This window comes from Mycobacterium avium subsp. avium, from assembly GCF_009741445.1.
Taxonomy (GTDB): domain Bacteria; phylum Actinomycetota; class Actinomycetes; order Mycobacteriales; family Mycobacteriaceae; genus Mycobacterium; species Mycobacterium avium.
This window is the reverse complement of sequence record NZ_CP046507.1, coordinates 3,876,254-3,899,514: the sequence shown is the minus strand read 5'-3', so window position 1 is coordinate 3,899,514 and position 23,261 is coordinate 3,876,254. Positions and strand designations below refer to the sequence as shown.

The 23,261-nt window shown below is 69.4% G+C and carries 21 protein-coding genes and 1 pseudogene; 14 read left to right on the top strand and 8 right to left on the bottom strand.

All coding sequences use genetic code 11. The annotated features are described in order from the left end of the window. The first annotated feature begins 104 nt into the window (after window positions 1-104). From secA to MAA44156_RS18125, 6 genes are all read left to right on the top strand, one after another. Window positions 105-2,927: a preprotein translocase subunit SecA gene (gene secA, locus MAA44156_RS18150; RefSeq protein ID WP_009978731.1), complete on the top strand. Its 2,823-nt coding sequence runs from the start codon at window positions 105-107 to the stop codon at window positions 2,925-2,927. Window positions 2,928-3,197: 270 nt separating this feature from the next. Next, on the top strand, window positions 3,198-3,944 hold the full coding sequence (locus MAA44156_RS18145; RefSeq protein WP_065370802.1) for a hypothetical protein: 747 nt from the start codon (window positions 3,198-3,200) through the stop codon (window positions 3,942-3,944). 24 nt (window positions 3,945-3,968) lie between these two features. Further along, complete coding sequence (locus MAA44156_RS18140; protein ID WP_009978728.1) at window positions 3,969-5,540, top strand: HD domain-containing phosphohydrolase; 1,572 nt, start codon at window positions 3,969-3,971, stop codon at window positions 5,538-5,540. Window positions 5,541-5,588: 48 nt separating this feature from the next. Further along, window positions 5,589-6,353 carry a methanethiol S-methyltransferase gene (gene mddA, locus MAA44156_RS18135; protein ID WP_029248581.1) on the top strand — a complete coding sequence of 255 codons (765 nt, stop codon included), beginning with the start codon at window positions 5,589-5,591 and terminating at the stop codon, window positions 6,351-6,353. Between the two features lie 41 nt (window positions 6,354-6,394). Next, window positions 6,395-6,877: a cation:proton antiporter regulatory subunit gene (locus MAA44156_RS18130; protein WP_003874575.1), complete on the top strand. Its 483-nt coding sequence runs from the start codon at window positions 6,395-6,397 to the stop codon at window positions 6,875-6,877. A gap of 4 nt (window positions 6,878-6,881) precedes the next feature. After that, the gene (locus MAA44156_RS18125) at window positions 6,882-8,030 is read left to right on the top strand and encodes a cation:proton antiporter (protein ID WP_009978726.1); all 1,149 of its coding nucleotides are present in this window, start codon (window positions 6,882-6,884) and stop codon (window positions 8,028-8,030) included. A 13-nt stretch (window positions 8,031-8,043) separates the two neighbouring features. Here the strand turns inward: MAA44156_RS18125 and MAA44156_RS18120 are convergent, their stop codons facing one another. Beyond that, window positions 8,044-8,604 carry an Rv3235 family protein gene (locus MAA44156_RS18120; RefSeq protein ID WP_011725941.1) on the bottom strand — a complete coding sequence of 187 codons (561 nt, stop codon included), beginning with the start codon at window positions 8,602-8,604 and terminating at the stop codon, window positions 8,044-8,046. Window positions 8,605-8,815: 211 nt separating this feature from the next. On the opposite strand from MAA44156_RS18120, the gene MAA44156_RS18115 reads away from it, so the two are divergent. From MAA44156_RS18115 to MAA44156_RS18095, 5 genes are all read left to right on the top strand, one after another. Next, complete coding sequence (locus MAA44156_RS18115; protein ID WP_009978720.1) at window positions 8,816-10,237, top strand: WS/DGAT/MGAT family O-acyltransferase; 1,422 nt, start codon at window positions 8,816-8,818, stop codon at window positions 10,235-10,237. A gap of 51 nt (window positions 10,238-10,288) precedes the next feature. Beyond that, window positions 10,289-11,146, top strand: a complete 858-nt coding sequence (gene ppk2, locus MAA44156_RS18110) for a polyphosphate kinase 2 (protein WP_011725940.1) — start codon at window positions 10,289-10,291, stop codon at window positions 11,144-11,146. Between the two features lie 2 nt (window positions 11,147-11,148). Further along, a complete protein-coding gene (locus MAA44156_RS18105) occupies window positions 11,149-11,661 on the top strand; it encodes a DUF6912 family protein (protein ID WP_009978715.1) in 513 nt (170 codons plus the stop codon). A 121-nt stretch (window positions 11,662-11,782) separates the two neighbouring features. Further along, the gene (locus MAA44156_RS18100; protein ID WP_009978714.1) at window positions 11,783-12,925 is read left to right on the top strand and encodes a ferredoxin reductase; all 1,143 of its coding nucleotides are present in this window, start codon (window positions 11,783-11,785) and stop codon (window positions 12,923-12,925) included. A gap of 99 nt (window positions 12,926-13,024) precedes the next feature. Continuing rightward, the gene (locus MAA44156_RS18095; RefSeq protein WP_009978713.1) at window positions 13,025-14,308 is read left to right on the top strand and encodes a fatty acid desaturase family protein; all 1,284 of its coding nucleotides are present in this window, start codon (window positions 13,025-13,027) and stop codon (window positions 14,306-14,308) included. Window positions 14,309-14,449: 141 nt separating this feature from the next. On the opposite strand, the gene MAA44156_RS18090 is transcribed toward MAA44156_RS18095, so the two are convergent. From MAA44156_RS18090 to MAA44156_RS18080, 3 genes are read right to left on the bottom strand one after another with little or no spacing between them, the layout of a single operon-like run. Next, window positions 14,450-15,274: a hypothetical protein gene (locus tag MAA44156_RS18090; protein WP_009978711.1), complete on the bottom strand. Its 825-nt coding sequence runs from the start codon at window positions 15,272-15,274 to the stop codon at window positions 14,450-14,452. Continuing rightward, window positions 15,271-15,888: a TetR/AcrR family transcriptional regulator gene (locus MAA44156_RS18085; protein ID WP_009978709.1), complete on the bottom strand. Its 618-nt coding sequence runs from the start codon at window positions 15,886-15,888 to the stop codon at window positions 15,271-15,273. The genes MAA44156_RS18090 and MAA44156_RS18085 overlap by 4 nt, the downstream gene beginning before the upstream one ends. A gap of 37 nt (window positions 15,889-15,925) precedes the next feature. Further along, window positions 15,926-16,552: a TetR/AcrR family transcriptional regulator gene (locus tag MAA44156_RS18080; RefSeq protein ID WP_009978708.1), complete on the bottom strand. Its 627-nt coding sequence runs from the start codon at window positions 16,550-16,552 to the stop codon at window positions 15,926-15,928. Between the two features lie 118 nt (window positions 16,553-16,670). On the opposite strand from MAA44156_RS18080, the gene MAA44156_RS18075 reads away from it, so the two are divergent. Both MAA44156_RS18075 and MAA44156_RS18070 read left to right on the top strand, forming a co-directional pair. After that, on the top strand, window positions 16,671-17,813 hold the full coding sequence (locus tag MAA44156_RS18075; protein ID WP_009978707.1) for a hypothetical protein: 1,143 nt from the start codon (window positions 16,671-16,673) through the stop codon (window positions 17,811-17,813). Beyond that, window positions 17,810-18,703: a metal-dependent hydrolase gene (locus MAA44156_RS18070; RefSeq protein WP_009978706.1), complete on the top strand. Its 894-nt coding sequence runs from the start codon at window positions 17,810-17,812 to the stop codon at window positions 18,701-18,703. The genes MAA44156_RS18075 and MAA44156_RS18070 overlap by 4 nt, the downstream gene beginning before the upstream one ends. Here the strand turns inward: MAA44156_RS18070 and MAA44156_RS18065 are convergent. Both MAA44156_RS18065 and MAA44156_RS18060 read right to left on the bottom strand, forming a co-directional pair. Then, window positions 18,689-19,212 (bottom strand): annotated as a pseudogene (locus tag MAA44156_RS18065) (DUF302 domain-containing protein). The gene MAA44156_RS18070 and the pseudogene MAA44156_RS18065 sit on opposite strands and share 15 nt — an antisense overlap. Window positions 19,213-19,216: 4 nt before the next feature. After that, window positions 19,217-20,392, bottom strand: a complete 1,176-nt coding sequence (locus MAA44156_RS18060) for a thiolase family protein (RefSeq protein ID WP_009978705.1) — start codon at window positions 20,390-20,392, stop codon at window positions 19,217-19,219. A gap of 94 nt (window positions 20,393-20,486) precedes the next feature. Between MAA44156_RS18060 and MAA44156_RS18055 the strand changes: the two genes are divergently transcribed. Continuing rightward, the gene (locus MAA44156_RS18055) at window positions 20,487-20,963 is read left to right on the top strand and encodes a winged helix-turn-helix transcriptional regulator (RefSeq protein ID WP_009978703.1); all 477 of its coding nucleotides are present in this window, start codon (window positions 20,487-20,489) and stop codon (window positions 20,961-20,963) included. Here MAA44156_RS18055 and rsgA read toward each other — a convergent pair. Further along, window positions 20,947-21,942, bottom strand: a complete 996-nt coding sequence (gene rsgA, locus MAA44156_RS18050; protein ID WP_009978701.1) for a ribosome small subunit-dependent GTPase A — start codon at window positions 21,940-21,942, stop codon at window positions 20,947-20,949. The two genes, MAA44156_RS18055 and rsgA, sit on opposite strands and share 17 nt — an antisense overlap. Next, a complete protein-coding gene (gene aroA, locus MAA44156_RS18045) occupies window positions 21,939-23,246 on the bottom strand; it encodes a 3-phosphoshikimate 1-carboxyvinyltransferase (protein ID WP_023879539.1) in 1,308 nt (435 codons plus the stop codon). The genes rsgA and aroA overlap by 4 nt, the downstream gene beginning before the upstream one ends. Window positions 23,247-23,261: the final 15 nt, after the last annotated feature.

The window sequence follows — 23,261 nt, the reverse complement described above, 5'->3', positions numbered from 1 at the left end:
CCTAGGATGGGTGTCGCCAAAGACCCCGATCCGGCCCGACGACGACGCAGAGCGCGCAGCGCGATGCGCAGGAGCCGGGCAATCAGACCGTAGAGGACAACACCGTGCTGTCGAAGTTGCTGCGCCTCGGCGAAGGTCGCATGCTCAAGCGTCTCAAGCGGGTGGCTGACTACGTCAACACCTTGTCCGACGAGGTCGAAAAGCTCACCGACGCCGAGTTGCGGGCCAAGACCGACGAGTTCAAGAAGCGGCACGCCGACGGCGAGAGCCTCGACGACCTGCTGCCCGAGGCGTTCGCGGTGGCCCGGGAGGCGGCCTGGCGGGTGCTCGACCAGCGCCCGTTCGACGTGCAGGTGATGGGCGCGGCGGCGCTGCACTTCGGCAACGTCGCCGAGATGAAGACCGGTGAGGGCAAGACGCTGACCTCGGTGCTGCCCGCCTACCTCAACGGCATCGGCGGCAAGGGCGTGCACGTCGTCACCGTCAACGACTACCTGGCCAAACGCGACAGCGAGTGGATGGGCCGGGTGCACCGCTTCCTGGGCCTGGACGTCGGGGTGATTCTCGCCCAGATGACGCCCGACGAGCGCCGGGTCGCCTACAACGCCGACATCACCTACGGCACCAACAACGAGTTCGGCTTCGACTACCTGCGCGACAACATGGCGCACTCGCTCGACGACCTGGTGCAGCGCGGGCACAACTTCGCGATCGTCGACGAGGTCGACTCGATCCTGATCGACGAGGCCCGCACCCCGCTGATCATCTCCGGGCCGGCCGACGGCGCCTCCAACTGGTACCTCGAGTTCGCCCGGCTCGCCCCGCTGATGGAAAAGGACGTCCACTACGAGGTGGATCTGCGCAAGCGCACCGTCGGCGTGCACGAGCTGGGGGTGGAGTTCGTCGAGGACCAGCTCGGCATCGACAACCTCTACGAGGCGGCCAACTCGCCGCTGGTCAGCTACCTCAACAACGCGCTGAAGGCCAAGGAGCTGTTCCACCGCGACAAGGACTACATCGTGCGCGACGGCGAGGTGCTCATCGTCGACGAGTTCACCGGTCGCGTCCTGTACGGCCGCCGCTACAACGAGGGCATGCACCAGGCCATCGAGGCCAAGGAGCACGTCGAGATCAAGGCCGAGAACCAGACGCTGGCCACCATCACGCTGCAGAACTACTTCCGGCTCTACGACAAGCTGTCCGGCATGACCGGCACCGCCCAGACCGAGGCGGCCGAGCTGCACGAGATCTACAAGCTCGGCGTGGTGCCGATCCCGACCAACAAGCCGATGATCCGCACCGACCAGTCCGACCTGATCTACAAGACCGAGGAAGCCAAGTACATCGCGGTGGTCGACGACGTGGTCGAGCGCTACCAGAAGGGCCAGCCGGTGCTGATCGGCACCACCAGCGTCGAGCGCTCGGAGTACCTGTCGCGCCAGTTCCAGAAGCGGCGCATCCCGCACAACGTGCTCAACGCCAAGTACCACGAGCAGGAGGCCGGAATCGTCGCGGTGGCCGGCCGGCGCGGCGGCGTCACGGTGGCCACCAACATGGCCGGCCGCGGCACCGACATCGTGCTGGGCGGCAACGTCGACTTCCTCACCGACCAGCGGTTGCGCGAGCGCGGCCTGGACCCGGTCGAGACGCCCGACGAGTACGAGGCGGCCTGGCACGAGGAACTGCCCAAGGTCAAGGCCGAGGCCGCCGCCGAGGCCAAGGAAGTGATCGAGGCCGGCGGCCTGTACGTGCTGGGCACCGAGCGGCACGAGTCGCGCCGCATCGACAACCAGCTGCGCGGCCGCTCCGGGCGTCAGGGCGACCCGGGCGAGTCGCGGTTCTACCTGTCGCTGGGCGACGAGCTGATGCGCCGGTTCAACGGCGCCGCGCTGGAGGTGATGCTCAACCGGCTCAACCTGCCCGACGACGTCCCCATCGAGGCCAAGATGGTGACCCGGGCGATCAAGAGCGCCCAGACCCAGGTCGAGCAGCAGAACTTCGAGGTCAGAAAGAACGTCCTCAAGTACGACGAGGTGATGAACCAGCAGCGCAAGGTGATCTACGCCGAGCGCCGCCGCATCCTGGAAGGCGAGAACCTCAAGGAGCAGGCCCTCGAGATGGTCCGCGACGTGGTCACCGCCTATGTCAACGGCGCGACGGCCGAGGGCTACGCCGAGGATTGGGACCTGGACGCGTTGTGGACGGCGTTGAAGACGCTGTATCCGGTCGGCATCGACCATGCCACGCTCACCCGCCGGGACGCCGACGGCGGCTTCGACGACCTCACCCGCGAGGAGCTGCTGGAGGCGCTGCTCAAAGACGCCGAACGTGCTTATGCCGCAAGGGAAGCCGAGCTGGAGGAGATCGCGGGCGAGGGCGCGATGCGCCAGCTGGAGCGCAACGTGCTGCTCAACGTCATCGACCGCAAGTGGCGCGAGCACCTCTACGAGATGGACTACCTCAAGGAGGGCATCGGCCTGCGCGCCATGGCGCAGCGCGACCCGCTGGTGGAGTACCAGCGCGAGGGCTACGACATGTTCATGGCCATGCTCGACGGCATGAAGGAGGAGTCGGTCGGCTTCCTGTTCAATGTCACCGTCGAGGCGGTGCCCGCCCCGCAAGTGGCGCCGGTGCAGACGCCCGAGGGGCTGGCCGAGCTGGGGGCGCCGGCCGAACAGGGCGGCACCGCGACGGCCGCACGTGACGAAGCCCCAACGCAGTTGCGCGCCAAGGGAATTGACAACGAAGCGCCGGCGATGACCTACTCCGGCCCGTCCGAGGACGGCTCGGCGCAGGTGCAGCGCAACGGCGGCGACGCCAAGACGCCGGCCGGGGTGCCCGCCGGCGCCAGCCGTCGTGAGCGGCGCGCCGCCGCGCGCCAGCAGGGCCGCGGCGCCAAGCCCCCCAAATCGGTGAAGCGCCGCTAGCCTTTCGTCCGGATTTAGCCGCCTCCGCGCGGCCAGTCGCGACCCCCTCCGCTCGAGCGTGAAGTTAACTTCACGCTCGGCGCCGAGCGTGCACCTAACTTCACGCTCGGCGGGCGTGGGCCGGGGAGGCGGACGCGGGCCGGGGCAGGCGAGCGTGGGCCGGGGAGGCGGGCGCGCCGGGCCGCCGCGGGCGCTGCCACCGCACGCCCTGTGCCGAGTTGAGGCATTCGCCCCATGCGCGGCGGCGGTGTCGGCGCCCACCATGCATGCATGACCACGACACGCACCCCTCTCGACGCCGCGACGGCCGTCCTGGATGACCCGGCCCTGCCCGCCGGAGACGACGAACGGTTCGTCGGTTTCGGCGTGATGGGGCTGCCCTTCGGCAGCGGGCATTACCTGGCGCTGCGGCAGTTTCCGGCGACCTCGTTCTCGCCCGGCTACCGCTCGGTGTGGCACCGCGACCGCGACGGGGTGTGGACCTTCTACGCCACCACCCCCGGCCCGCAGAGCTGTGCCCGCTACTTCGGCGCGGCGACCGCCCGCGACGCGGTCCAATGCGACATCGACGTCGCCTGGGTCACCCCGTGGTCGCTGCTCGTCGAGATCCCGGGACTGCTCGCCTGGCGCATCGACCTGCGGGCCACCGTCGCCACCCGGCTGATGAGTGCGCTCGGCGCGCGGCTGCCGCAGCGGGCGTGGACCAGCCGGGCCGTGCTGGCCGTGCTCGGTCGCGCGGCCGGCCCGCTGCTGCGGGCCGGCCGGGTCCGGCTCTGCGGAACGGTGCCCAACGGTCAGCGCTTCATGCTCGCGCCCGCGCGGGTGTGGGCGGTGCACCACTCCCGGGCGGTGCTGGACGGCGCGGACCTGGGACCGGTCGGGCCGCTGCGACGCCAGGCCCGGCTGGCCGGTTTCCGGCCCCCGCAGCGCGGGGTGTTCGCGGTCGGCGGCGGGCATTTCGAGAACTTCGACCCGGGCCGTCATCACGCCGCGCCGCGCACCGTCGCAATCGGGTGACCCCGCGCCGATCGGCTGGGCACAATGATGCTCATGGCGCAGGCCGTTCTCCCGACGCGGGCGGAGCTGCTGGCGGCGCTGTCGGTGGCGATCGACCTCGGCCTCGGCCAGCCCGCCGAGCACATGTTGCGGGCGGCGCTCATCGCGACCCGACTCTGCGACCGGCTCGGGCTCAGCCGGCAGCAGCGCGACTGTGTGTACTACACCACCCTGGTCATGTGGATCGGCTGCCACGCGGATTCGCACGAGTACGCCCGGTGGTTCGGCGACGACATCGCCGTGCGCCACGACTCGTATCTGGTGGACTGGTCCGGCATTCCGTACCTGCGGTTCCTGGCCAGCAACGTCGGCCGCGGCCAGCCGTTGGCGCACCGGCTGAGCGTGATGGCCACGCTGTTCGCCAACGCGCGCGGTCACATCTCCCGGTTGATCCACTCGCACTGCGCGTCGGCGGCCCTGCTGGCCGATCGAATCGGCTTGGGCCCCAACGTACAAGCCGCGCTCGCCTACACCTTCGAGCGCTACGACGGCGGCGGGCTGCCCACCGGTGCCCGCGGTGAGGACATCCCGATCCAGATGCGCATCGCGCAGCTGGCCGACATGGTCGAGGTGCACCACCGCAGCTACGGCGTGGCCGGGGCGGTGGCCATGGTCGGCGCCCGGCGCGGCGGCCAGTTCGACCCCGGGATCGCGGACGTCTTTCTGCGGGACGCCGACGCGATCCTGGCCGGCCCGCAGACCGGCGACGCGTGGGCGGCCGCGTTGCGCGAGGCGCCCGACCGCCACCGGGTGGACGAACAGTCGCTGGACGCGGCACTCGTCGCGCTGGGCGACTTCGTCGACCTGAAATGCCCGTTCACACTTGGGCATTCGCGCGCGGTGGCCCGGCTCGCGGGGCAAGCCGCGCGGGCCGCCGGGTTGGACGCCGACGCGGTGGCGCTGACCCGGCGCGCCGGCCATGTCCACGACCTGGGCCGCATCGGGGTGTCGAACCAAATCTGGTCGCGGCCGGGGCCGTTGAGCGGATCGCAGTTCGAGCGGGTCCGGCTGCATCCGTATCTGACGGTGCGCATCCTCGACCAGGTTCCCGGGCTGCGGCGGCTGGCCGAGGTGGCCGGCAATCATCACGAATGCCTCGACGGCTCGGGCTATCCCCGCGGCCTGGCCGGCTCGGCGCTGGGCATGCCGGACCGCATCCTGGCCGCCGCCGTGTGTTACCAGTCGGGCCGCGAGCCGCGGCCGTACCGGGAGCAGCTGTCGGAGGCGGAGGCCGCCCGACGGCTGCGCGGGCGGGTGCGCTGCGGCGAGCTCGACCCGGTCGCCGCCGAAGCGGTGCTGCACGCCGCCGGTCAGCCCGTCGGGCCGCGGCCCAACCCGCGCCCCGACGGGCTGACCCCCAGGGAGATCGAGGTGCTGGGGCACGTCGCGCGCGGCGCCTCCAACAAGGAGATCGCCGCCGCGCTGGTGATCAGCGAGAAAACCGCCCGCAACCATGTCGAGCGGACCTACGCCAAGATCGGCGTGTCGAACCGGATCGGCGCCAGCATGTATGCGCTGCAGCACGGGCTGGTGCCGGCCGCTCCGCCGCACAGTTGAGGCAATCGCCCCATGTTCCCGGCGGCCGATCGGGTGCACAATCAGCTAATGAAACGCTATCTGGTCGTCGGCTATGGAGCCGCCGCTTATCTGCTCTTTCTCGGCGCATTTCTGTATCTCGTCGCTTTCCTGGGAAACTTTTGGGTGCCACGTACCGTCGATCACGGACTGTCGTCGCCGATCGGCGAGGCGGTGGCGGTCAACCTGGTGTTGCTCGGCCTGTTCGGCGTCCAGCACAGCGTGATGGCCCGGCCCGGTTTCAAGGCGTGGTGGACGCGGCTGGTCCCGGCCACGATCGAACGCAGCACCTACGTGGTGCTGTCCAGCGCCGTGCTGGTGCTGCTGTACTGGCAGTGGCGGACGATGCCGGCCGTGATCTGGGAGGTGACAGCACCAGCCGGCCGGCTGGTGCTGTGGACGTTGTTCTGGCTCGGCTGGGTGATCGCGCTGGCCGCCACCTTCATGGTCAGCCACTTCGACCTGTTCGGACTCCGCCAGGTGTATCTCGCGTGGCGCGGAAAACCCTACAGCCACATAGGTTTTCACGCGCGCATGCTCTACCGGATGGTACGCCACCCGCTGATGCTCGGCTTCGTCATCGCCTTCTGGGCGGCGCCCACCATGACCGCCGGGCACCTGCTGTTCTCGATCGCCATGACCGGCTACATCCTGCTGGCCGTGCACCTGGAGGAGCACGACCTGGTGCAGGCGCTCGGCGACCAGTACCGCGATTACCGGCACCGGGTGCCGATGCTGGTTCCCCTGGGGCACCGGCCGCGCCGGCACCCGACCCAACCCGCCGGTCTGCCCTAGCGGGGTCGGCGCCGGCGACAGCGACCTGTCAGGATTGACGTATGGACGTCAAGGAGGTGCTGCTGCCCGGGGTCGGCCTTCGCTACGAGTTCACCGACCACAAGGGCGACCGCGTCGGCATCATCGCGCGGCGCAGCGGCGACTTCGACGTCGTCGTCTACGCCCGCGAGGATCCCGACGAGGCCCGGCCGGTGCTGCACCTGTCCAACGAGGAGGCCGAGGCGGTGGCCCAGATCCTGGGCGCGCCGCGCATCGCCGAACGGTTCACCGAGCTGGCCAAGGAAGTGCCCGGGCTGGAGACGGGCCAGGTGCACATCCTGGCCGGCAGCCCGTTCGTCGACCACCCGCTGGGCGACACCCGGGCCCGCACCCGCACCGGGGCGTCCATCGTCGCCATCGTGCGCGACGACGAAGTGCTGGCCTCACCGGGTCCCTCCGAGATGTTGCATGCCCGCGACGTTCTGATCGTGATCGGCACCGAAGACGGTATCGCCGGCGTCGAGAAGATCATCGACAAGGGCTGAGCCGGTGCAGATTTCGGGGACGCTGCTACTGCAACTCGGCGCCCTCCTGGCCACTCTGGCCGTATTGGGCGCCGCCGCGCGCCGATTCGCGTTGTCGCCCATCCCCGTCTACCTGCTGGCGGGCCTGGCGCTGGGCAAGGGCGGGCTGCTGCCGCTGGCCACCGGCGGGCAGTTCATCACCACCAGCGCGCCCATCGGCGTGGTGTTGCTGCTGCTGACCCTGGGCTGCGAGTTCTCCGTCGCCGAATTCTCCAGCAGCATGCGGCACCACTTGCCGTCCGCGGCGGTCGACGTCGTGCTGAACGCCGCGCCCGGCGCGATCGCCGGCTGGCTGCTGGGACTGGACGGGGTGGCCATCCTGTGCCTGGCCGGCGTCACCTACATCTCCTCGTCGGGCGTCGTCGCCCGGCTGCTGGAGGACCTGCGCCGGCTCGGTAACCGGGAGACCCCGGCGGTGCTGTCGGTGCTGGTGCTCGAGGACTTCGCGATGGCCGCCTACCTGCCGCTGTTCGCGGTGCTGGCGTCCGGCGGCGGCTGGCTGCACGCCGTCGTCGGCATGGTGGTGGCGGTGAGCGCGCTGGTGGCGGCGTTCGCCGCGTCCTACCGCTGGGGTCACCACGTGCAGCGGCTGGTCGAACATCCCGACTCCGAACAGTTGATGCTGCGGGTGCTCGGCATCACCCTGATCGTGGCGGCCATGGCCGAATCCCTGCACGCCTCGGCCGCGGTGGGCGCGTTCCTGGTGGGCCTGACGCTGACCGGGGAGACCGCGACCCGGACCCGTCAGGTGCTGGCGCCGCTGCGGGATCTGTTCGCCGCCATCTTCTTTCTGGCGATCGGCTACTCGGTGGATCCGCACGAGCTGATCCCGATGCTGCCCGCGGCGCTGATCCTGGCCGCCGCGACCGCGGCGACCAAGGTGGCCACCGGGATCTTCGCCGCCCGGCACGACGGGGTGGCGCGGCGCGGGCAGTTGCGGGCGGGCACCGCGCTGATCGCCCGCGGCGAATTCTCGTTGATCATCATCGGATTGGCCGGCAGCTCGCTGCCCGCGGTCGCGGCGCTGGCGACGTCCTACGTTTTCATCATGGCGATCGCGGGGCCGGTGCTCGCCCGCTACACCGGCCCGCGGCCGGCCGCACCGGCGACCTGAGGGCGCGCCCGGTTCACCCGATGTGCAGGGCCACCACCATCCACCGGGTCCCGCCGGCGCCGGGCACCTGCTCGACCCGGCAGGCGATGGCGTGCATCCGATTGCCCCGGCTGTAGCAACCGAAGACTTCGGCCGCCGTCTGCGGGTCGCCGTGACCGGCCGGCTGCAACCGCATCCGGCGCAGCACCGCGGCACCCGGCTCCGGTCCGGTCAGCGAACGCCCAACCGCCACAACAGAATCCACCAGACTGGGGGCCAGCAGCGGGTTGAGCTGGGCGGCCGGACGGCGGCGGTCGATGACCTCGAGCACCCGGCGCAGCGCCGCGTCGGCGAACACCGCCGCCTCGCGCAGCTGGGCGGACATGACCGCGCCGGCTTGCGGCGCGGCCGCTCGGCCGGGTGGCCCGCCGCAGGCGCGGGGCGACGCGTGGCCGCCGCCGCGGCGCAACGGCGCACGCGCGGACGGCCGGCACTGCGCCAGCGCGCGCGGCACGTCCTGGGTTTGCGGCTCGTAGTCGACGACTGGTACCACGGTGAAAGCGTCGGACGGGTTGGCGACGGGACCGGTGTTCAACGCGCACTCTCCAACTGTTGGGGCGGACTCTTGCGGCGGACCGCAAGCCTGCTGGAGAGAGGGCAGACGGTGGTTGGTCAGTGGTCATCATGGCACAACTGGCTCGCGGGCGTACCCGCGCTGACGGGTGCGCCGGCCGGACCACTACGGTGGGCGAGAAATACGGTCGCTGCGCGCACGGACGGCCCACTGACCAGGAGGACAGCGCTGCATGGTTAGCCGGTTGTCCCCGGCGGATGCGTCGTTCTACCGGCTGGAGAACACCGCCACCCCCATGTACGTCGGATCGCTGGCGATCCTGCGCCGCCCGCGTGCCGGGCTGAGCTACGAGACGCTGCTGCACACCATCGAGCAGCGGCTGCCGCAGATACCGCGCTACCGGCAGAAGGTGCGGGAGGTGCCGGTCGGCACCGCCCGGCCGGTGTGGATCGACGACGGCGACTTCGACATCACCTATCACGTGCGCCGCTCGGCGCTGCCCTCGCCGGGCAGTGACGAGCAGCTGCACGAGCTGATCGCCCGGCTGGCCGCCCGGCCGCTGGACAAGACGCGGCCGCTGTGGGAGATGTATCTGGTCGAGGGCCTGTCCAAGAACCGGCTGGCGCTCTACACCAAGTCCCATCAAGCGCTGATCAACGGGATGACGGCGCTGGAGATCAACCACGTCATCGCCGACCGGACCAAACGCCCGCCGGCCTTCCCCGAAGACATCTGGGTCCCGGAACGCGACCCGGGCAACACCCGGCTGGTCCTGGGCGCGATCGGGGAGTGGCTGGTGGGCCCCAGCGCGCAGCTGCAGGCCGTCGGGTCGGCGATCGGCGGGCTGGTGACCAACTACGGCGAGCTGGTCGACGCCGGCCGGCGGGTCTTCGATTTCGTGCGCAACGTGGCCCGCGGCACCGCGCCCAGCAGCCCGCTCAACGCCACCGTGTCGCGCCACCGGCGGTTCACCGTGGCCAGCGGCAGCCTGGAGGACTACCGCACCGTGCGGGCCCGCTACGACTGCGACGTCAACGACGTGGTGCTGGCGGTGATCGCCGGCGCCCTGGGCAGCTGGCTGATGTCCCGCGGGGCGGCGGTGTCGCCCACCGCGACGGTGCGGGCGATGGCGCCGCTGTCGGTGTACGCCGACGGTGACCTGGACGTCAGCGGCCCCGGTCAGGCGATCAGCCAGGTGATGCCGTTTCTGGTCGACCTGCCGGTGGGGGAGCCGAACGCGGTGGTGCGGCTCTCCCAGATCGCGCACGCCACCGAATCCAACCCGACGGCCGCGCATCTGGTCGACGCCAGGACCATCGTCACGCTGTCGGGTTTCGCCCCGCCCACCCTGCACGCCATGGGCATCCGGGTCGCGACCAGCTTCCCGAGCTTCTCCAAGCGCACCTTCAACCTGTTGATCACCAACGCGCCCGGGGCGCAGTCGCAGATGTACGTCGCCGGCACCAAGCTGCTGGAGACCTACTCGGTGCCGCCGCTGCTGCACAACCAGGCGCTGGCCATCGGCGTGACGTCCTACAACGGCATGCTCTACTACGGCATCAACGCCGACCGCGAAGCGATGAGCGACGTCGACCTGCTGCCCGCATTGCTGAACCAGGCGCTCGAGGAACTGGTGGAGGCCGCCCGGTCTTAGGCAGCGCTAGACGGCGCTGAAAATCCCTGCGTGGGGCTATCATTCGTGGCTGTGAGCAGCGCGAAAAACGACGGCGTTCCCCTCAAGGCCGGCAAGAAGAAATCGGCCCGGGCCGCGGTGAAGATTCCCGACGCCGTCTACGAAGCCGAATTGTTCCGGCTGCAAACGGAATTGGTGAAACTGCAGGAGTGGGTGCGCCATTCCGGGGCGCGACTGGTGGTGGTCTTCGAGGGCCGCGACGCGGCCGGCAAGGGCGGCGCGATCAAACGGATCACCGAATATCTCAGCCCGCGGGTCGCCCGCGTCGCCGCGCTGCCGGTGCCCACCGATCGCGAACGCGGCCAATGGTATTACCAGCGCTACATCGCGCACTTGCCCAGCAAGGGTGAGATCGTGCTGTTCGACCGATCGTGGTACAACCGGGCCGGCATCGAGAAGGTCATGGGATTCTGCACGCCGCAGGAGTATGTGCTGTTTTTGCGGCAGACTCCGATCTTCGAGCAGATGCTGATCGATGACGGGATATTGCTGCGCAAATATTGGTTCTCGGTTTCTGAGGCCGAACAGCTGCGCCGGTTCAAGGCGCGGCTGAAAGACCCGGTCCGGCGCTGGAAACTGTCTCCGATCGATCTGGAATCGGTATACCGGTGGGAGGACTATTCACGCGCGAAGGACGAGATGATGGTGCACACCGATACCCCGGAGAGTCCGTGGTACGTCGTGGAATCCGACATCAAGAAGCACGCGCGACTGAACATGATGGCCCATCTGTTGTCCACGATCCCCTACCACGCCGTCGAGGCGCCCCCCGTCAAGCTGCCGCGGCGTCCCGTCGTGACCGGCAACTACCAGCGCCCGCCGCGTGAGCTGTCGAGGTATGTCGACGACTACGCGGCCACGCTGATCTAGCCGTGGCCACTGTCTACATCCCCGCCACGCTGGCCATGCTGCAGCGGCTGGTCGCCGACGGCTCGTTGGCTGCGGTCAACGGGACGGCGTTCGCGCTGACGCCGGTGTTGCGCGAGGCCTACGCCGAGGGCGACGACGACGAGCTCGCCGAGGTGGCGCTGCGCGAGGCGGCGCTGGCGTCGCTGCGGCTGCTGGCCGGCGCCGAGCACGAAGCCGAACACGGCGCCCTGCCGCCGCGCCGCGCGGTGCTGGCGGCCGACGTCGACGACCTCACCTACCGCCCCGACCTGGACGACGCCGTGGTCAGGCTGGCCGGGCCGGTCCGGATCGAGGACGTGATCGCCGCCTACGTCGACAACGCCGCCGCCGAACCGGCGGTGGCCAAGGCGATCGAGGCCGTCGACGCCGCCGACCTGGGGGACGAGGATGCCGACCTGATCGTCGGCGACGCCCAGGACCATGACCTGGCCTGGTACGCCAGCCAGGAGCTGCCGTTTCTGCTGGAGCTGTTGTAACCGCACGCCTGGCCGCGACGCCGAGGGTACGGTACCGTAGGTTACGGTACCGTAGCTTTTGGCTCTGGCGTTGACCGCACGCCGCAATCGCGAGGCAGGAGCTTCCAACATGAGCAACACCATGAGCAAGACGACATCGCCCATCACCGCCAACCTCGGCGACACCAAGCGACCCGTGGTCGCGGGGGCAGAGCGGCACCCCGGCTGGCACGCGCTGCGCAAACTCGCCGCGCGCATCACCACGCCGCTGCTGCCCGACGACTACCTGCACCTGGCCAATCCACTCTGGTCGGCGCGGGAACTGCGCGGCCGCGTCGTCGACGTGCGCCGGGAGACCGAGGATTCCGCGACCCTGGTGATCAAACCGGGCTGGGGCTTCAACTTCGACTACCAGCCCGGCCAATACATCGGCATCGGACTGTTGATCGACGGGCGCTGGCGGTGGCGGTCGTACTCGCTGACCTCGAGCCCGGCGACGTCGGCGTCGGCGCGGACCGTGACCATCACCGTCAAGGCGATGCCCGAGGGCTTCCTGTCGAGTCACCTGGTGGCCGGCGTCGAGCCGGGCACCGTGGTCCGGCTGGCGGCGCCGCAGGGCAACTTCGTGCTGCCCGACCCGGCGCCCGCCTCGATCCTGTTCCTCACCGCCGGCTCCGGGATCACGCCGGTGATGTCGATGCTGCGAACACTGGTGCGCCGCAACCAGATTGGTGACATCGTCCACCTGCACTCGGCGCCCACCGAGGCCGACGTGATGTTCCGCGGCGAGCTGGCCGCCCTGGCGAACGAGCACCCCGGCTATCGCCTGCAGTTGCGGGAGACCCGCACCCGCGGCCGGCTCGACCTGTCCCTGCTGGACCGCGAGGTGCCCGACTGGCGCGAGCGCCAGACCTGGGCCTGCGGTCCGGAAGGGATGCTCAACGCCGCCGAGCGGGTATGGTCGGCCGCGGGCATCGGCGAGCAGTTGCATCTGGAGCGCTTCGCGGTGTCCAAGGCCGCACCCGCCGGCGCCGGCGGCATGGTCACCTTCGCCAGGAGCGGGCGCAGCGTCGACGCCGACGCGGCGACCTCGTTGATGGATGCGGGCGAAGCCGCCGGGGTGCAGATGCCCTTCGGCTGCCGGATGGGTATCTGTCAGTCGTGTGTGGTCGGCCTGGTCGAGGGGCACGTCCGCGATCTGCGCACCGGCGCCGAACACGAGCCGGGGACCCGGGTGCAGACCTGCGTGTCGGCCGCATCCGGGGATTGCGTGCTCGACATTTAAAGGCTACTCACAGGTAACCTACGGCGTCGTAGGTTACGATAGCGTAGGTCTGGGACGGATGAACGGACCGAACAATACGACCGCAGGGAGATGACGACGATGGCGATCACAGACGTCGACGTATTCGCCCATCTGACGGACGCCGATATCGAAAACCTGGCCGTTGAGCTCGATGCCATCCGCCAGGACGTGGAGGACTCGCGCGGCGAGCGGGACGCCCGCTACATCCGCCGCACCATCGCGGCCCAGCGCGCGCTGGAGGTGACCGGCCGGCTGCTGCTGGCCGCGGGCTCGCGGCGCTCGGCCTGGTGGGCGGGGACGGTGACCCTGGGCGTGGCCAAGATCATCGAGAACATGGAGATCGGCCACAACGTCATGCACGGGCAGTGGGACTGGATGAACGACCCCGAGATCCACTCCTCGACGTGGGAGTGGGACATGAGCGGGTCGTCCAAGCACTGGCGATACACCCACAACTTCGTGCACCACAAGTACACCAACATTCTCGGGATGGACGACGACGTCGGCTACGGCATGCTGCGCGTCACCCGCGACCAGCGTTGGAAGCGCTTCAACCTGTTCAATCTGGTGTGGAACACGTTGCTGGCCTTGCTTTTTGAATGGGGAGTGGGCCTGCAGCACGTGGAGATCGGCAAGATCCTCAAGCGCCGGATGGACCACGAGGAAGCCCGGCAGCGGATCGACGAGTTCCTGGCCAAGGCGGGTCGCCAGGTGGTCAAGGACTACGTCGCGTTCCCGGCGCTGACGTCACTGTCGCCCGGCGCGACCTTCCTGTCCACCTTGAAGGCCAACGCGATGGCCAACGTGATCCGCAACGTGTGGGCCAACGCTGTCATCTTCTGCGGCCATTTCCCGGACGGCGCAGAGAAATTCACCAAGACCGACATGATCGGCGAGACCAAGGGACAGTGGTACCTGCGCCAGATGCTGGGCAGCGCCAATTTCGAGGCCGGCCCGGTGTTGCGGTTCATGAGCGGCAACCTGTGTCACCAGATCGAGCACCACCTGTACCCCGATCTGCCCAGCAACCGGTTGCACGAGATCTCGGTGCGGGTACGCCAGGTCTGTGACAAGTACGACTTGCCTTACACCACAGGATCTTTCCTGTTCCAGTACGCGAAGACATGGCGCACGCTGGCCAAGCTCTCGCTGCCGAACAAGTATCTGCGCGACGACGCCGACAACGCTCCGGAGACCCGCAGCGAGCGGATGTTCGCCGAGCTGGATCCCGATTTCCTGGGCACCGATCCGGCTACCGGCCGTCGCCGCGGGCTCAAGTCCGCGATCGCGGCCGTGCGCGGTTGGCGGCGCGGCAAGCGGGCGTCCGTGGCGCGCCGCACCGGCGGCGAGCTGGCGGCCTAACCGCCCGTTGGCTTTTAGCGCCGGCCCAGCCTTCGCCGCAGCGCGCCGAACGTGTTCTCACGGCGAATATTTCGCTGATCTGTCGCACTCAGTGCACGCTCGGCGCGACGTTGTTTGCGGGGTCCGCCGTCGAGTCCGGGGTCACGGGTGGGCGACGAGGTAGGTTTCGTTGTCCAGCCCCGCGGTGAGTTCGTCGACGTCGAAGGGTCGGTCGAGCCTGGCGCGCAACGCTTTCGGGTCGACGAGCAGGCTGATCTCGGCGGTCTGCCGCGCGAACAGCCGACCGATCAGCGGATAGAGGCGGCGCATGATCGCCCGCTCCGCGGTGCTGCAGCGCGAGGCGCAGTAGCCGACGTGCCCGATCTCGTCGGTGAGGATTTCGCTGTAGAGCAGTTCGATGCGCTCGGCGACCTGCGGCTCGTCGGCGAACAGTGCACTGCCGACCCGGCGAAGTTCGTCGAACAGGATGCAGCCGGCCATCTCGGCGGCTCCGACGAACATGAAGCCGAGCCGTTCCGGAAGAAACACTCCGGTCTTGACGAACTGGCGCATCACGAACGGCGGCGGGACCACCTGAAAGGTCAGGTCGAACACGTCCAGGGCGTACGCCAGCAGCCGAGTGTGATAGTGCTCCTCGAGTTCGAGATAGACATTCTCGGGCGGCAGGCTCTCGTCGCTGTTGCGCCCGTAGGTTTCGCCGAGCCCGACGCCGAATCGCTCGGCCTGGTTGAGCTTCGCGGTGGCCAGCAGAAACAGCATCTTGTCGTCCAGGCCGGGTTCGGGTTTCCGGCGGCGCAGGTTGCGCAGGAAGGTGGCTCGGTCGGCGGGACGCGCCGAGCGCACCGGGTTGGCTTCGATCTGGGTGAAGAACTGCTCGCGATTGGCCAGTCGCCTGTTGAGCAGGTCGGCCTCGCCGTCACGTCGCGCCAGGAAGGCTCGGTAGCCCTCGATACCGGTGGCAGTCATCGTTTCTCCATCCCTTTGACAATCGTTGTCACGTAATGACTTAACAGCGCACCGTCGTGTGCGCCGGTGGCCAGCAGCGCGAACAGCCCGGTGAGGAAGAACGTCGCGAGTTCGGCCGCGTCGACGTCGGAGGCGACCTGCCCGGCGTCCTGGGCCCGGCCGATGACGCCCACCAGGAACTGTCCGAGCGGGTGCTGCGCCAACTCGTCTTCGACCGGCCGCGTCGAGCAGAAGTGCAGTCCGAGCATGTCCCGGAAAACCGCTGGGCCCAAACGTTTTTCCGCGCTGAGCACGTGCTGCACGAGTTGGTTGAGCACCGCCGCCAGATCGCCGGTGGCGCCGCCGAGTTCGCTGACGATCCGGGTTTCCTCGGCGCGCTCCACCTCGACGAGGACGTGCTCCTTGGTCGGGAAGTGGAAGTAGAAGGTCCCGCGGGCCACGCCCGCGTCGGCGACGATGGCGCTGACGTCGGCGGCGGCCAGGCCCCGTTGTGAAATCTCGGCCAGCGCCGCGTCGAACAACCGGGCGCGGGTTTCCCGCCGGCGTGCCTCACGGACACCGCCGCCGCTCGCGGACGGCGTCGCTGGTGACTGCATGGACGCACCGTACGGCATTTCGCTGACGCTCGTCAATGACGAGTGTCAGCGAATGTCACACCATCGTCCCCGCCGCCGCCTGTTGCACCCATTGCCTGATCGCCGGGGCCAGCCAGCGTCGCAGGTAGCCGCGAAGCTGGTCCGCGTCGCGCGGCGGATCGCTGGGGTTGGCCAGAAAGGAGTGCACGGCGCGCAGCGACCATTCGACCAGTTCGTCGAGGGTCCGCGACGCCATCGGCGTGCGCTCCCAGTCGACCGAGGTGTGCTCGACCAGGACCTGTTGCCCGACGCGGCGCGCTGTCTCCGACGTGATGCTGCGCAGCAGCGCGTGGGACGGCTCCTCCAGCAGGAGCTGGAGGTAGGGCTCGTCGGGCACCGCGGTGACGGTCAGGACGACGCCCTCGACGACGGCCTCGGCGATGTCGTCGATCGTGCTCAGGCGTTCGGCCATGGCTTCCAAGAACTTTCGGGTGCCCTCGGTGGCCACCGCCCGCAGCAGCGCGGTGGTGCTGGGGAAGTATCGGTACACGGTCTTCCGGCTGACCCCGAGCTCGGCGGCGACGTCGGCGATGGTGGTCTGCCCGCCGCGGCGCCGCACGCACCGGTCGGCCGCCGCCACGATCCGCGCGACGGCATCCTCGTCGCTGCGCGGCGGCTCGCCCTGCCAGCCGTGAGTCCGCATGCCTGCAAATGTAGTCAAAGCTGGACAGTGGCGATACACATTTGTTAGACATGTATCGTCAATCTTTCGGTAAGCGCGTGCAGCTTGTGCGTGCGCCTGGAACTGAGGACGCCCGACGATGAGCGGTCAATGTAGCGACGACATCGAGCGCATCGCCAACCGGCTCGGGTTCGGCTGTGAGCACGCCGCACCGTGGGTGACGCTGAGAAACCCGTTCGGACTGGCGAATTGGACGCTGCCGGTGCTCGAGCTGCTGATGGTCGCGGGCGCGGTGCTGGCGCTGTGGTGGGCGATCCGCCGGCTGCGGCGCGACCGCGATCCCGTCAACATCGTGATCTGGTTCGCCACGGTGATCTACCTGCTGATCGTGGAGCCGCCGCTGTACTTCCCGACGGTCTTCCGCGTCGACGGCACCATCGGTGCGGTCTTCGCGCACAACGTCTTCACGGTGCAGTTCATGTACGACCGGCTGCCGCTCTACATCGTCGGGCTCTATCCCGCGATGCTGACCCTGGCCTACGAAGTGGTGCGCAGCCTCGGCGTGTTCCGGGACTGGGGCGCGATCGTCGGCGCGGTGTGCGTGGGGTTCGTGCACAACTGCTACTACGAGATCTTCGACCAGCTGGGTCCGCAACTGCGCTGGTGGGCGTGGAACGCCGACAACGCGATCAACCGCCCGATGCTGGCGTCGGTGCCGCTGAGCAGCGTCCTGCTCTTCGCCACGGTCGGGCCGGCCTGCGTTGCGCTGTTCGCCCAGCTGCTGGTGACCCGCCCGATCGAGCGGGGCCGCCGGCTGAGCCGAATTGCCTTGACCGGCCGCACATTCGGCGTGGCCGTGCTGGTGCCGGTCGGACTGGTCGTCGCCAACGTCCCGATACTGCTGACCGGCGGCCAGCATCCCGACGGTGGGTTGCGGCGGGCGCTGTACTTCGCTCTTCTGGGCGTGTTCGCCGTGGTGGCCATCCCGGTGCTGTTGCGGCAGTGGCGCAATGCCGCGTTCACACCGAGCGCGCCCAACACCTTCGTCGCGATCTTCGGATCCGCGTATTTGCTTGTTCTCGGGTCGCTGTGGGTGTCGGCCATGCCCGCCTACCTGAACGCCGCGCACGGGCTCACCCGTGACGGAACGCCGACCGGCAGCCTGGCCTACGCACTGGTGTGCTTCGTGCTCGCGGTGGCGCTGACCGTTTCGGTGACGGTCCCCGTGGGCCGTCTAAGCGCGCTCCTTCGGCGACCCGACCGGCGCGAGGTAATGCCATGACAGAACTACAGATTCGGCGCATCCGCTTCGACCTCGACGGCGAGGTCCCGTTCAATTGGAACGCGGGCAATCCCGCCTTCTCCACCTACATGAACATGGTCTCGATGATGGCGATCTGCTTCGAGAAGATGCTCGTCTCGGCGGTGCGAGAGGCCATGCCCCGCATCACCGACCCCGCGGTCGCCGACGAGGCGGAGGCGTTTCTGTGCCAGGAGGCCCAACACGCCAACGCGCACCGCCAGCACCTGCGTGCCCTGATCCGGAGCCACCCCGGGCTGCGGGAAATCCTCGACGCGGCCGTCGCGTCCTATGACCACCTCACGGAGTCCACCCCGCTGAACTTCCGGCTGGCCTACATCGCCGATCTGGAAGCAACTTTCACGCCGTTCTTCAAGATGCTGCTCGACAACGAGGCCACGCTGTTTCGCCCCGGCGACGAACGCGTGGCATCGCTGCTGATGTGGCACTTCGTCGAGGAGGTGGAGCATCGCAGCTCGGCCCTGGTCGTCTACGACGCGGTCGTCGGCGACAAGTGGTACCGGTTGCGGATGCTGCCCCGCGTCGTCAAACACCTGATGCAGGTCGCCACCAGGCTGTTCGACGGCATCGACGCCGCCGTGCCGCGATCGGAACGCGGCGTGGACGCACGGGATTTCGCCCCGTGGCGCGGCCTGACGCCGAGGCGTGATGCCGGTCCCGGTCCGCGGGTGCGGCCCGCGCTGCACACGGCGCCCTGGAAGCAGAAGCTCGGCACCGCCGCCCGCGTCCTGATGAGCCAGACGCCACTGCACGATCCCGCCAAGGAGCCACTTCCGGTGTTCGCCGATCGCTGGTTCCAGCGGTACAGCCAGGGGGATGACGTATGCCACTGGTACTCAAGCGAACTCTGATACCGAGCCGGTCACCTTGACGGCCAGCGCGGCCAATCTCTCGTCCAGCGCTTCCGCGGCGGCGAGCAATTCCGGATTGGGCGCCGGGTCCCTCTCCGGAACCATCAGTGACGACGGTTTGACGTAGGTCAGGCTGCTGCCGGAACCCTCCTCGGCGAGCAGCAGTTCGACCGGGGCGAACAACCCGGCCGTCACGTCGTGGCGCAGCATGGTGATCGCGATCAGCGGGTTGCCGAGGATCACGCGCAGCGCCCTGCGCTCGATGCCGGCCTTGGTGATCCAAGCGCCATGATCGATGAGGCCTATCAGCATGAATCCGCTTGGGCCGACGTGGGATTCGACGCGTTTGCGGTACACTCCCAGTCGCCGGTGTCGGTGGCGATGTCGTTGAGCGGCACCGGTTGCTCGCCGATGTCGGCGAGCAGCGCGGCACGCAGTTGGTCGTAGCTCTTGGCGCTGTCGTAGTGCACCCGCACGCCGTGAAAGGGGATGTACCGGGTCTCGGTCACGGGCCTAACTCAACCGCTCGATGATGGTGGCGTTGGCCATGCCGCCGCCCTCGCACATCGTCTGCAGGCCATACCTTCCGCCGCGTTGCTCCAGCGCGTTGACCAGAGTGGTCATGATGCGGGCGCCGCTGGCCCCCAACGGATGTCCGATCGCGATCGCCCCGCCGTTGACGTTGGTCTTGTCCAGATCCGCGCCGGTGTCCTGCGCCCAGGCCAGCACGACGGGGGCGAACGCCTCGTTCACCTCGAACAGGTCGATGTCGGCCAGCGTCAGGCCCGCCTTCGACAGCACCTTCTCGGTGGCCGGAATCACGCCGGTCAGCATGTAGAGCGGGTCGGAGCCGACCACGGCGGTGGTGTGGATCCGGGCCAGCGGCCGCAGACCCAGTCGTGCGGCGGTCTCGCTGCTGGTGATCAGCACCGCGGCGCTGCCGTCGGACAGCGGCGAGGAGTTGCCGGCCGTGATCTCCCAATTGATCTGCGGGAAGCGGGCTTCGGTGGCTTCGCTGTAGAACGCGGGCTGTAGTCCGGCCAGCGTCTGCACCGTGGTCCCGGGCCGGATGAACTCGTCGGTGGCCAGCCCGGCGATCGGGATGAGCTCGTTGTCGAACAGCCCGTCCTTGGTGGCGCGGGCGGCCTTCTCGTGGCTGGCGGCGGAGAACTCGTCGAGCTGGGTGCGCGAGAATCCCCACTTCGCGGCGATCAGTTCGGCGCTGATCCCTTGCGGCACCAGGCCTTCGGGATAGCGGGCGTTCATCGCCTCGCCGAACGGGTTGCTGCCGGGCAGCACCTGGGAGCCCATCGGGACGCGGCCCGTCGACTCCACCCCGGCGGCGATCACCACGTCATAGGCGCCGGCGATGACGCCCTGGGCCGCGAAGCTGATCGCCTGCTGGCTGCTGCCGCACTGGCGGTCGATGGTGACACCGGGAACCGACTCCGGGAAACCCGCTCCCAGCAACGCGTTTCGTGCGATGTTGACCGCCTGGTCGCCGACCTGGGTGACGGCGCCGGCGATGACGTCGTCGATCTGCGCCGGATCGACTCCGGTGCGCGCCACCAGCTCCCGCAGGCTGTGGGCCAGCAGGTCGGCGGGCAACACGTCGTGCAGCGCACCACTGGCCTTGCCCTTGCCGATCGGGGTGCGGACGGCTCCGACGATGACGGCGTCGCGGTTCATGGCTCCTCCTCGAGTCCAGGTCTGGATATATTCGACTATACTCAGATAAGCACCTCGGTATGCTTAAAGCAACTCAGCCGAGGAGGTGATTTGGATGACACTGCTGCAGGGGCCGCTGGCCGACCGCGATGCCTGGTCGGCGGTGGGGGAGTGCGCGATCGAGAAGACGATGGCCGTCGTCGGCACCAAGTCCGCGATGCTGATCATGCGCGAGGCGTACTACGGCACCACCCGGTTCGACGACTTCGCCCGGCGGGTGGGCATCACCAAGGCGGCCACTTCCGCGCGGCTGGCGGAGCTGGTCGAGCTCGGGCTGCTGAAACGGCGGCCGTATCGGGAACCCGGGCAGCGCAGCCGCGACGAGTACGTGCTCACCCAGGCCGGAATCGACTTCATGCCGGTGGTGTGGGCGATGTTCGAGTGGGGCCGGCGTCATCTGCCGGGGCGTCACCGGTTGCAGCTGACCCACGTGGGCTGCGGCACCGAGGTCGGCGTCGAAATCCGTTGCGCCGAAGGGCATTTGGTGCCGCCCGACGAACTGGGTATGCGGTTGGCTAAGAAGTCTGGTTGAGCGCGTCCAGCAGCCGTCGGGCGGCGGCGACGCGGCGGGCGGCGGGTCCGGTCAGCGTGTCCAGGGCGCATTCGGGGTCGGCGGGCGGTCCCATGTGCCCGCAGCCGCGCGGGCAGTCCGCGATGGCCTCCGCCAGGTCCGAGAACGCCATCACGACGTCGTCGGGCTGGATGTGGGCCAGGCCGAAGGACCGGATGCCCGGCGTGTCGATCACCCAGCCGGTGGTGCCCAGCCGCTCGGTCAACGGCAGCGCCACCGACTGTGTCGAGGTGTGCCGCCCCTTGCCGATCTCGGTCACCGCGCCGACGGCCCGGTCCGCGTCGGGCACCAGGCGGTTCACCAACGTCGACTTGCCGACGCCGGAATGCCCGAGCAGCACGGTGATCTTGCCCGCGAGCAGGTCGGCCACCGCGGGCAGGGGATCGTCGCGGCCCGCGGCCACCACGGTCAGGTCGAGGTCGGCGAACTGCTGCGCGAACGGCTCCGGCGGGGCCAGGTCGGTCTTGGTCAGGCACAGGATCGGCACCAGCCCGCCGGCGTAGGCGGCGATCAGCGCCCGGTCCACCAGGCCGGTGCGCGGCGGCGGATCGGCCAGCGCCACCACGATCAGCAGCTGGTCGGCGTTGGCGACCACCACCCGCTCGGTCGGATCGGTGTCATCGGCGGTGCGCCGCAACACCGTTCGGCGCTCGCCGCGACGCACGATGCGGGCCAGCGTGTCCGGCCGCCCGGACAGGTCGCCCACGACGTCGACGTCATCGCCGACCACGATCGGCGTGCGACCGAGTTCGCGCGCCCGCATCGCGGTGACCCGGCGGTCCGGGTCGCCGCCCAGCACGCATCCCCAGCGGCCGCGGTCGACGCTGACCACCATGGCGGCCCGCGCGTCGGCGTGCTCGGGACGGGTCTTGGTGCGCGGCCGGGAACCGCGGCCGGAGCGGATCTTGACGTCGGACTCGTCGTAGTCGCCGGGCCTCACATGCCGTGCTCTTCCCCGTCCGGCAGGCTGGTGTCCAGCATGCGGGCCCACAGCCGCGGAAAGTCCGGCAGCGTCTTGCTGGTGGCGCCGATGTCGTCGACTCGGACCCCGGCCACCCGCAGCCCGACGATCGCACCGGCCATCGCCATCCGGTGATCGGCGTAGGCGTGCCACACCCCGGAGTGCAACGGCGTCGCGGTGATCACCAGGCCGTCGGGTGTTTCGGTGCAGTCGCCGCCGAGGCGGTTGATCTCGGCGCTCAGCGCGGCCAGCCGGTCGGTCTCGTGGCCGCGCAGGTGCGCGATGCCGGACAGCCGCGACACCGATCCCGGCGTGGCCAGCGCCGCCAGGGCGGCCACCGACGGTGTCAGCTCGCCGACCGCGCGCAGGTCGACGTCGAAACCGTCATAGCTCCCGGAGCCGCGCACCTCCAGAGACGAATCAGTCCGGGAGACAACGGCATTCAGCTTGCCCAACACGCTCAGGATATTGTCGGCGGGTTGCACGCTGTCGGCCGGCCAGCCGGTGATGCGCACGGTGCCGCCGCTGACCACGGCCGCCGCCAGGAACGGAACGGCGTTGGTCAGGTCCGGTTCCACCTCCCAGTGCCGGGCCGCGACCGGCCCCGGCCGTACCTGCCAGCGGTTGGGGACCGAGTCGTCGACGTCGACGCCGGCCTGGCGCAGCATCGCCACCGTCATCGCGATGTGCGGGGCCGACGGCAGCGCCGCGCCGGTGTGCTGCACGGTCAGGCCCTCGGTGAAGGAGGCCGCGCAGAGCAACAGCCCGGAGACGAACTGCGAGGAGGCCGACGCGTCGATGGCCACGGTGCCCCCGGCGAGCGCGCCGCTGCCGTGCACCCGGAACGGCAGGGCGGTGCCTTCGATGCGCACGCCGAGCCCGCGCAGCGCGTCCAGCAGCGGCGCGATCGGCCGGGCCCGGGCCTGCTCGTCGCCGTCAAACTCCACCACCGCGTCGGCCAGCGCCGCCAGGGGCGGAACGAACCGCAGCACCGTTCCGGCCAGCCCGCAGTCGACTCGGGCGTGTGGTCCGGGCGCGATATGGCCGCTGACGGTCAGTGCCGGGCCTGTCCCGTCGACGCGCAGGCCCAGGGTGCGCAGCGCGCCGATCATCAGGTCGGTGTCGCGGCTGCGCAGCGCCCCGCTGAGGGTCGGGGTGCCCCGGCCCTGGGCGGCGGCCAGCGCCGCCAGCACCAGGGCCCGGTTGGTCTGCGACTTCGAACCCGGAACGGTCACGGTCGCGTGCACCGGTTGCGGTGCGAGGGGGGCCGTCCACGTAGTCACCGGTCCATCATCGCC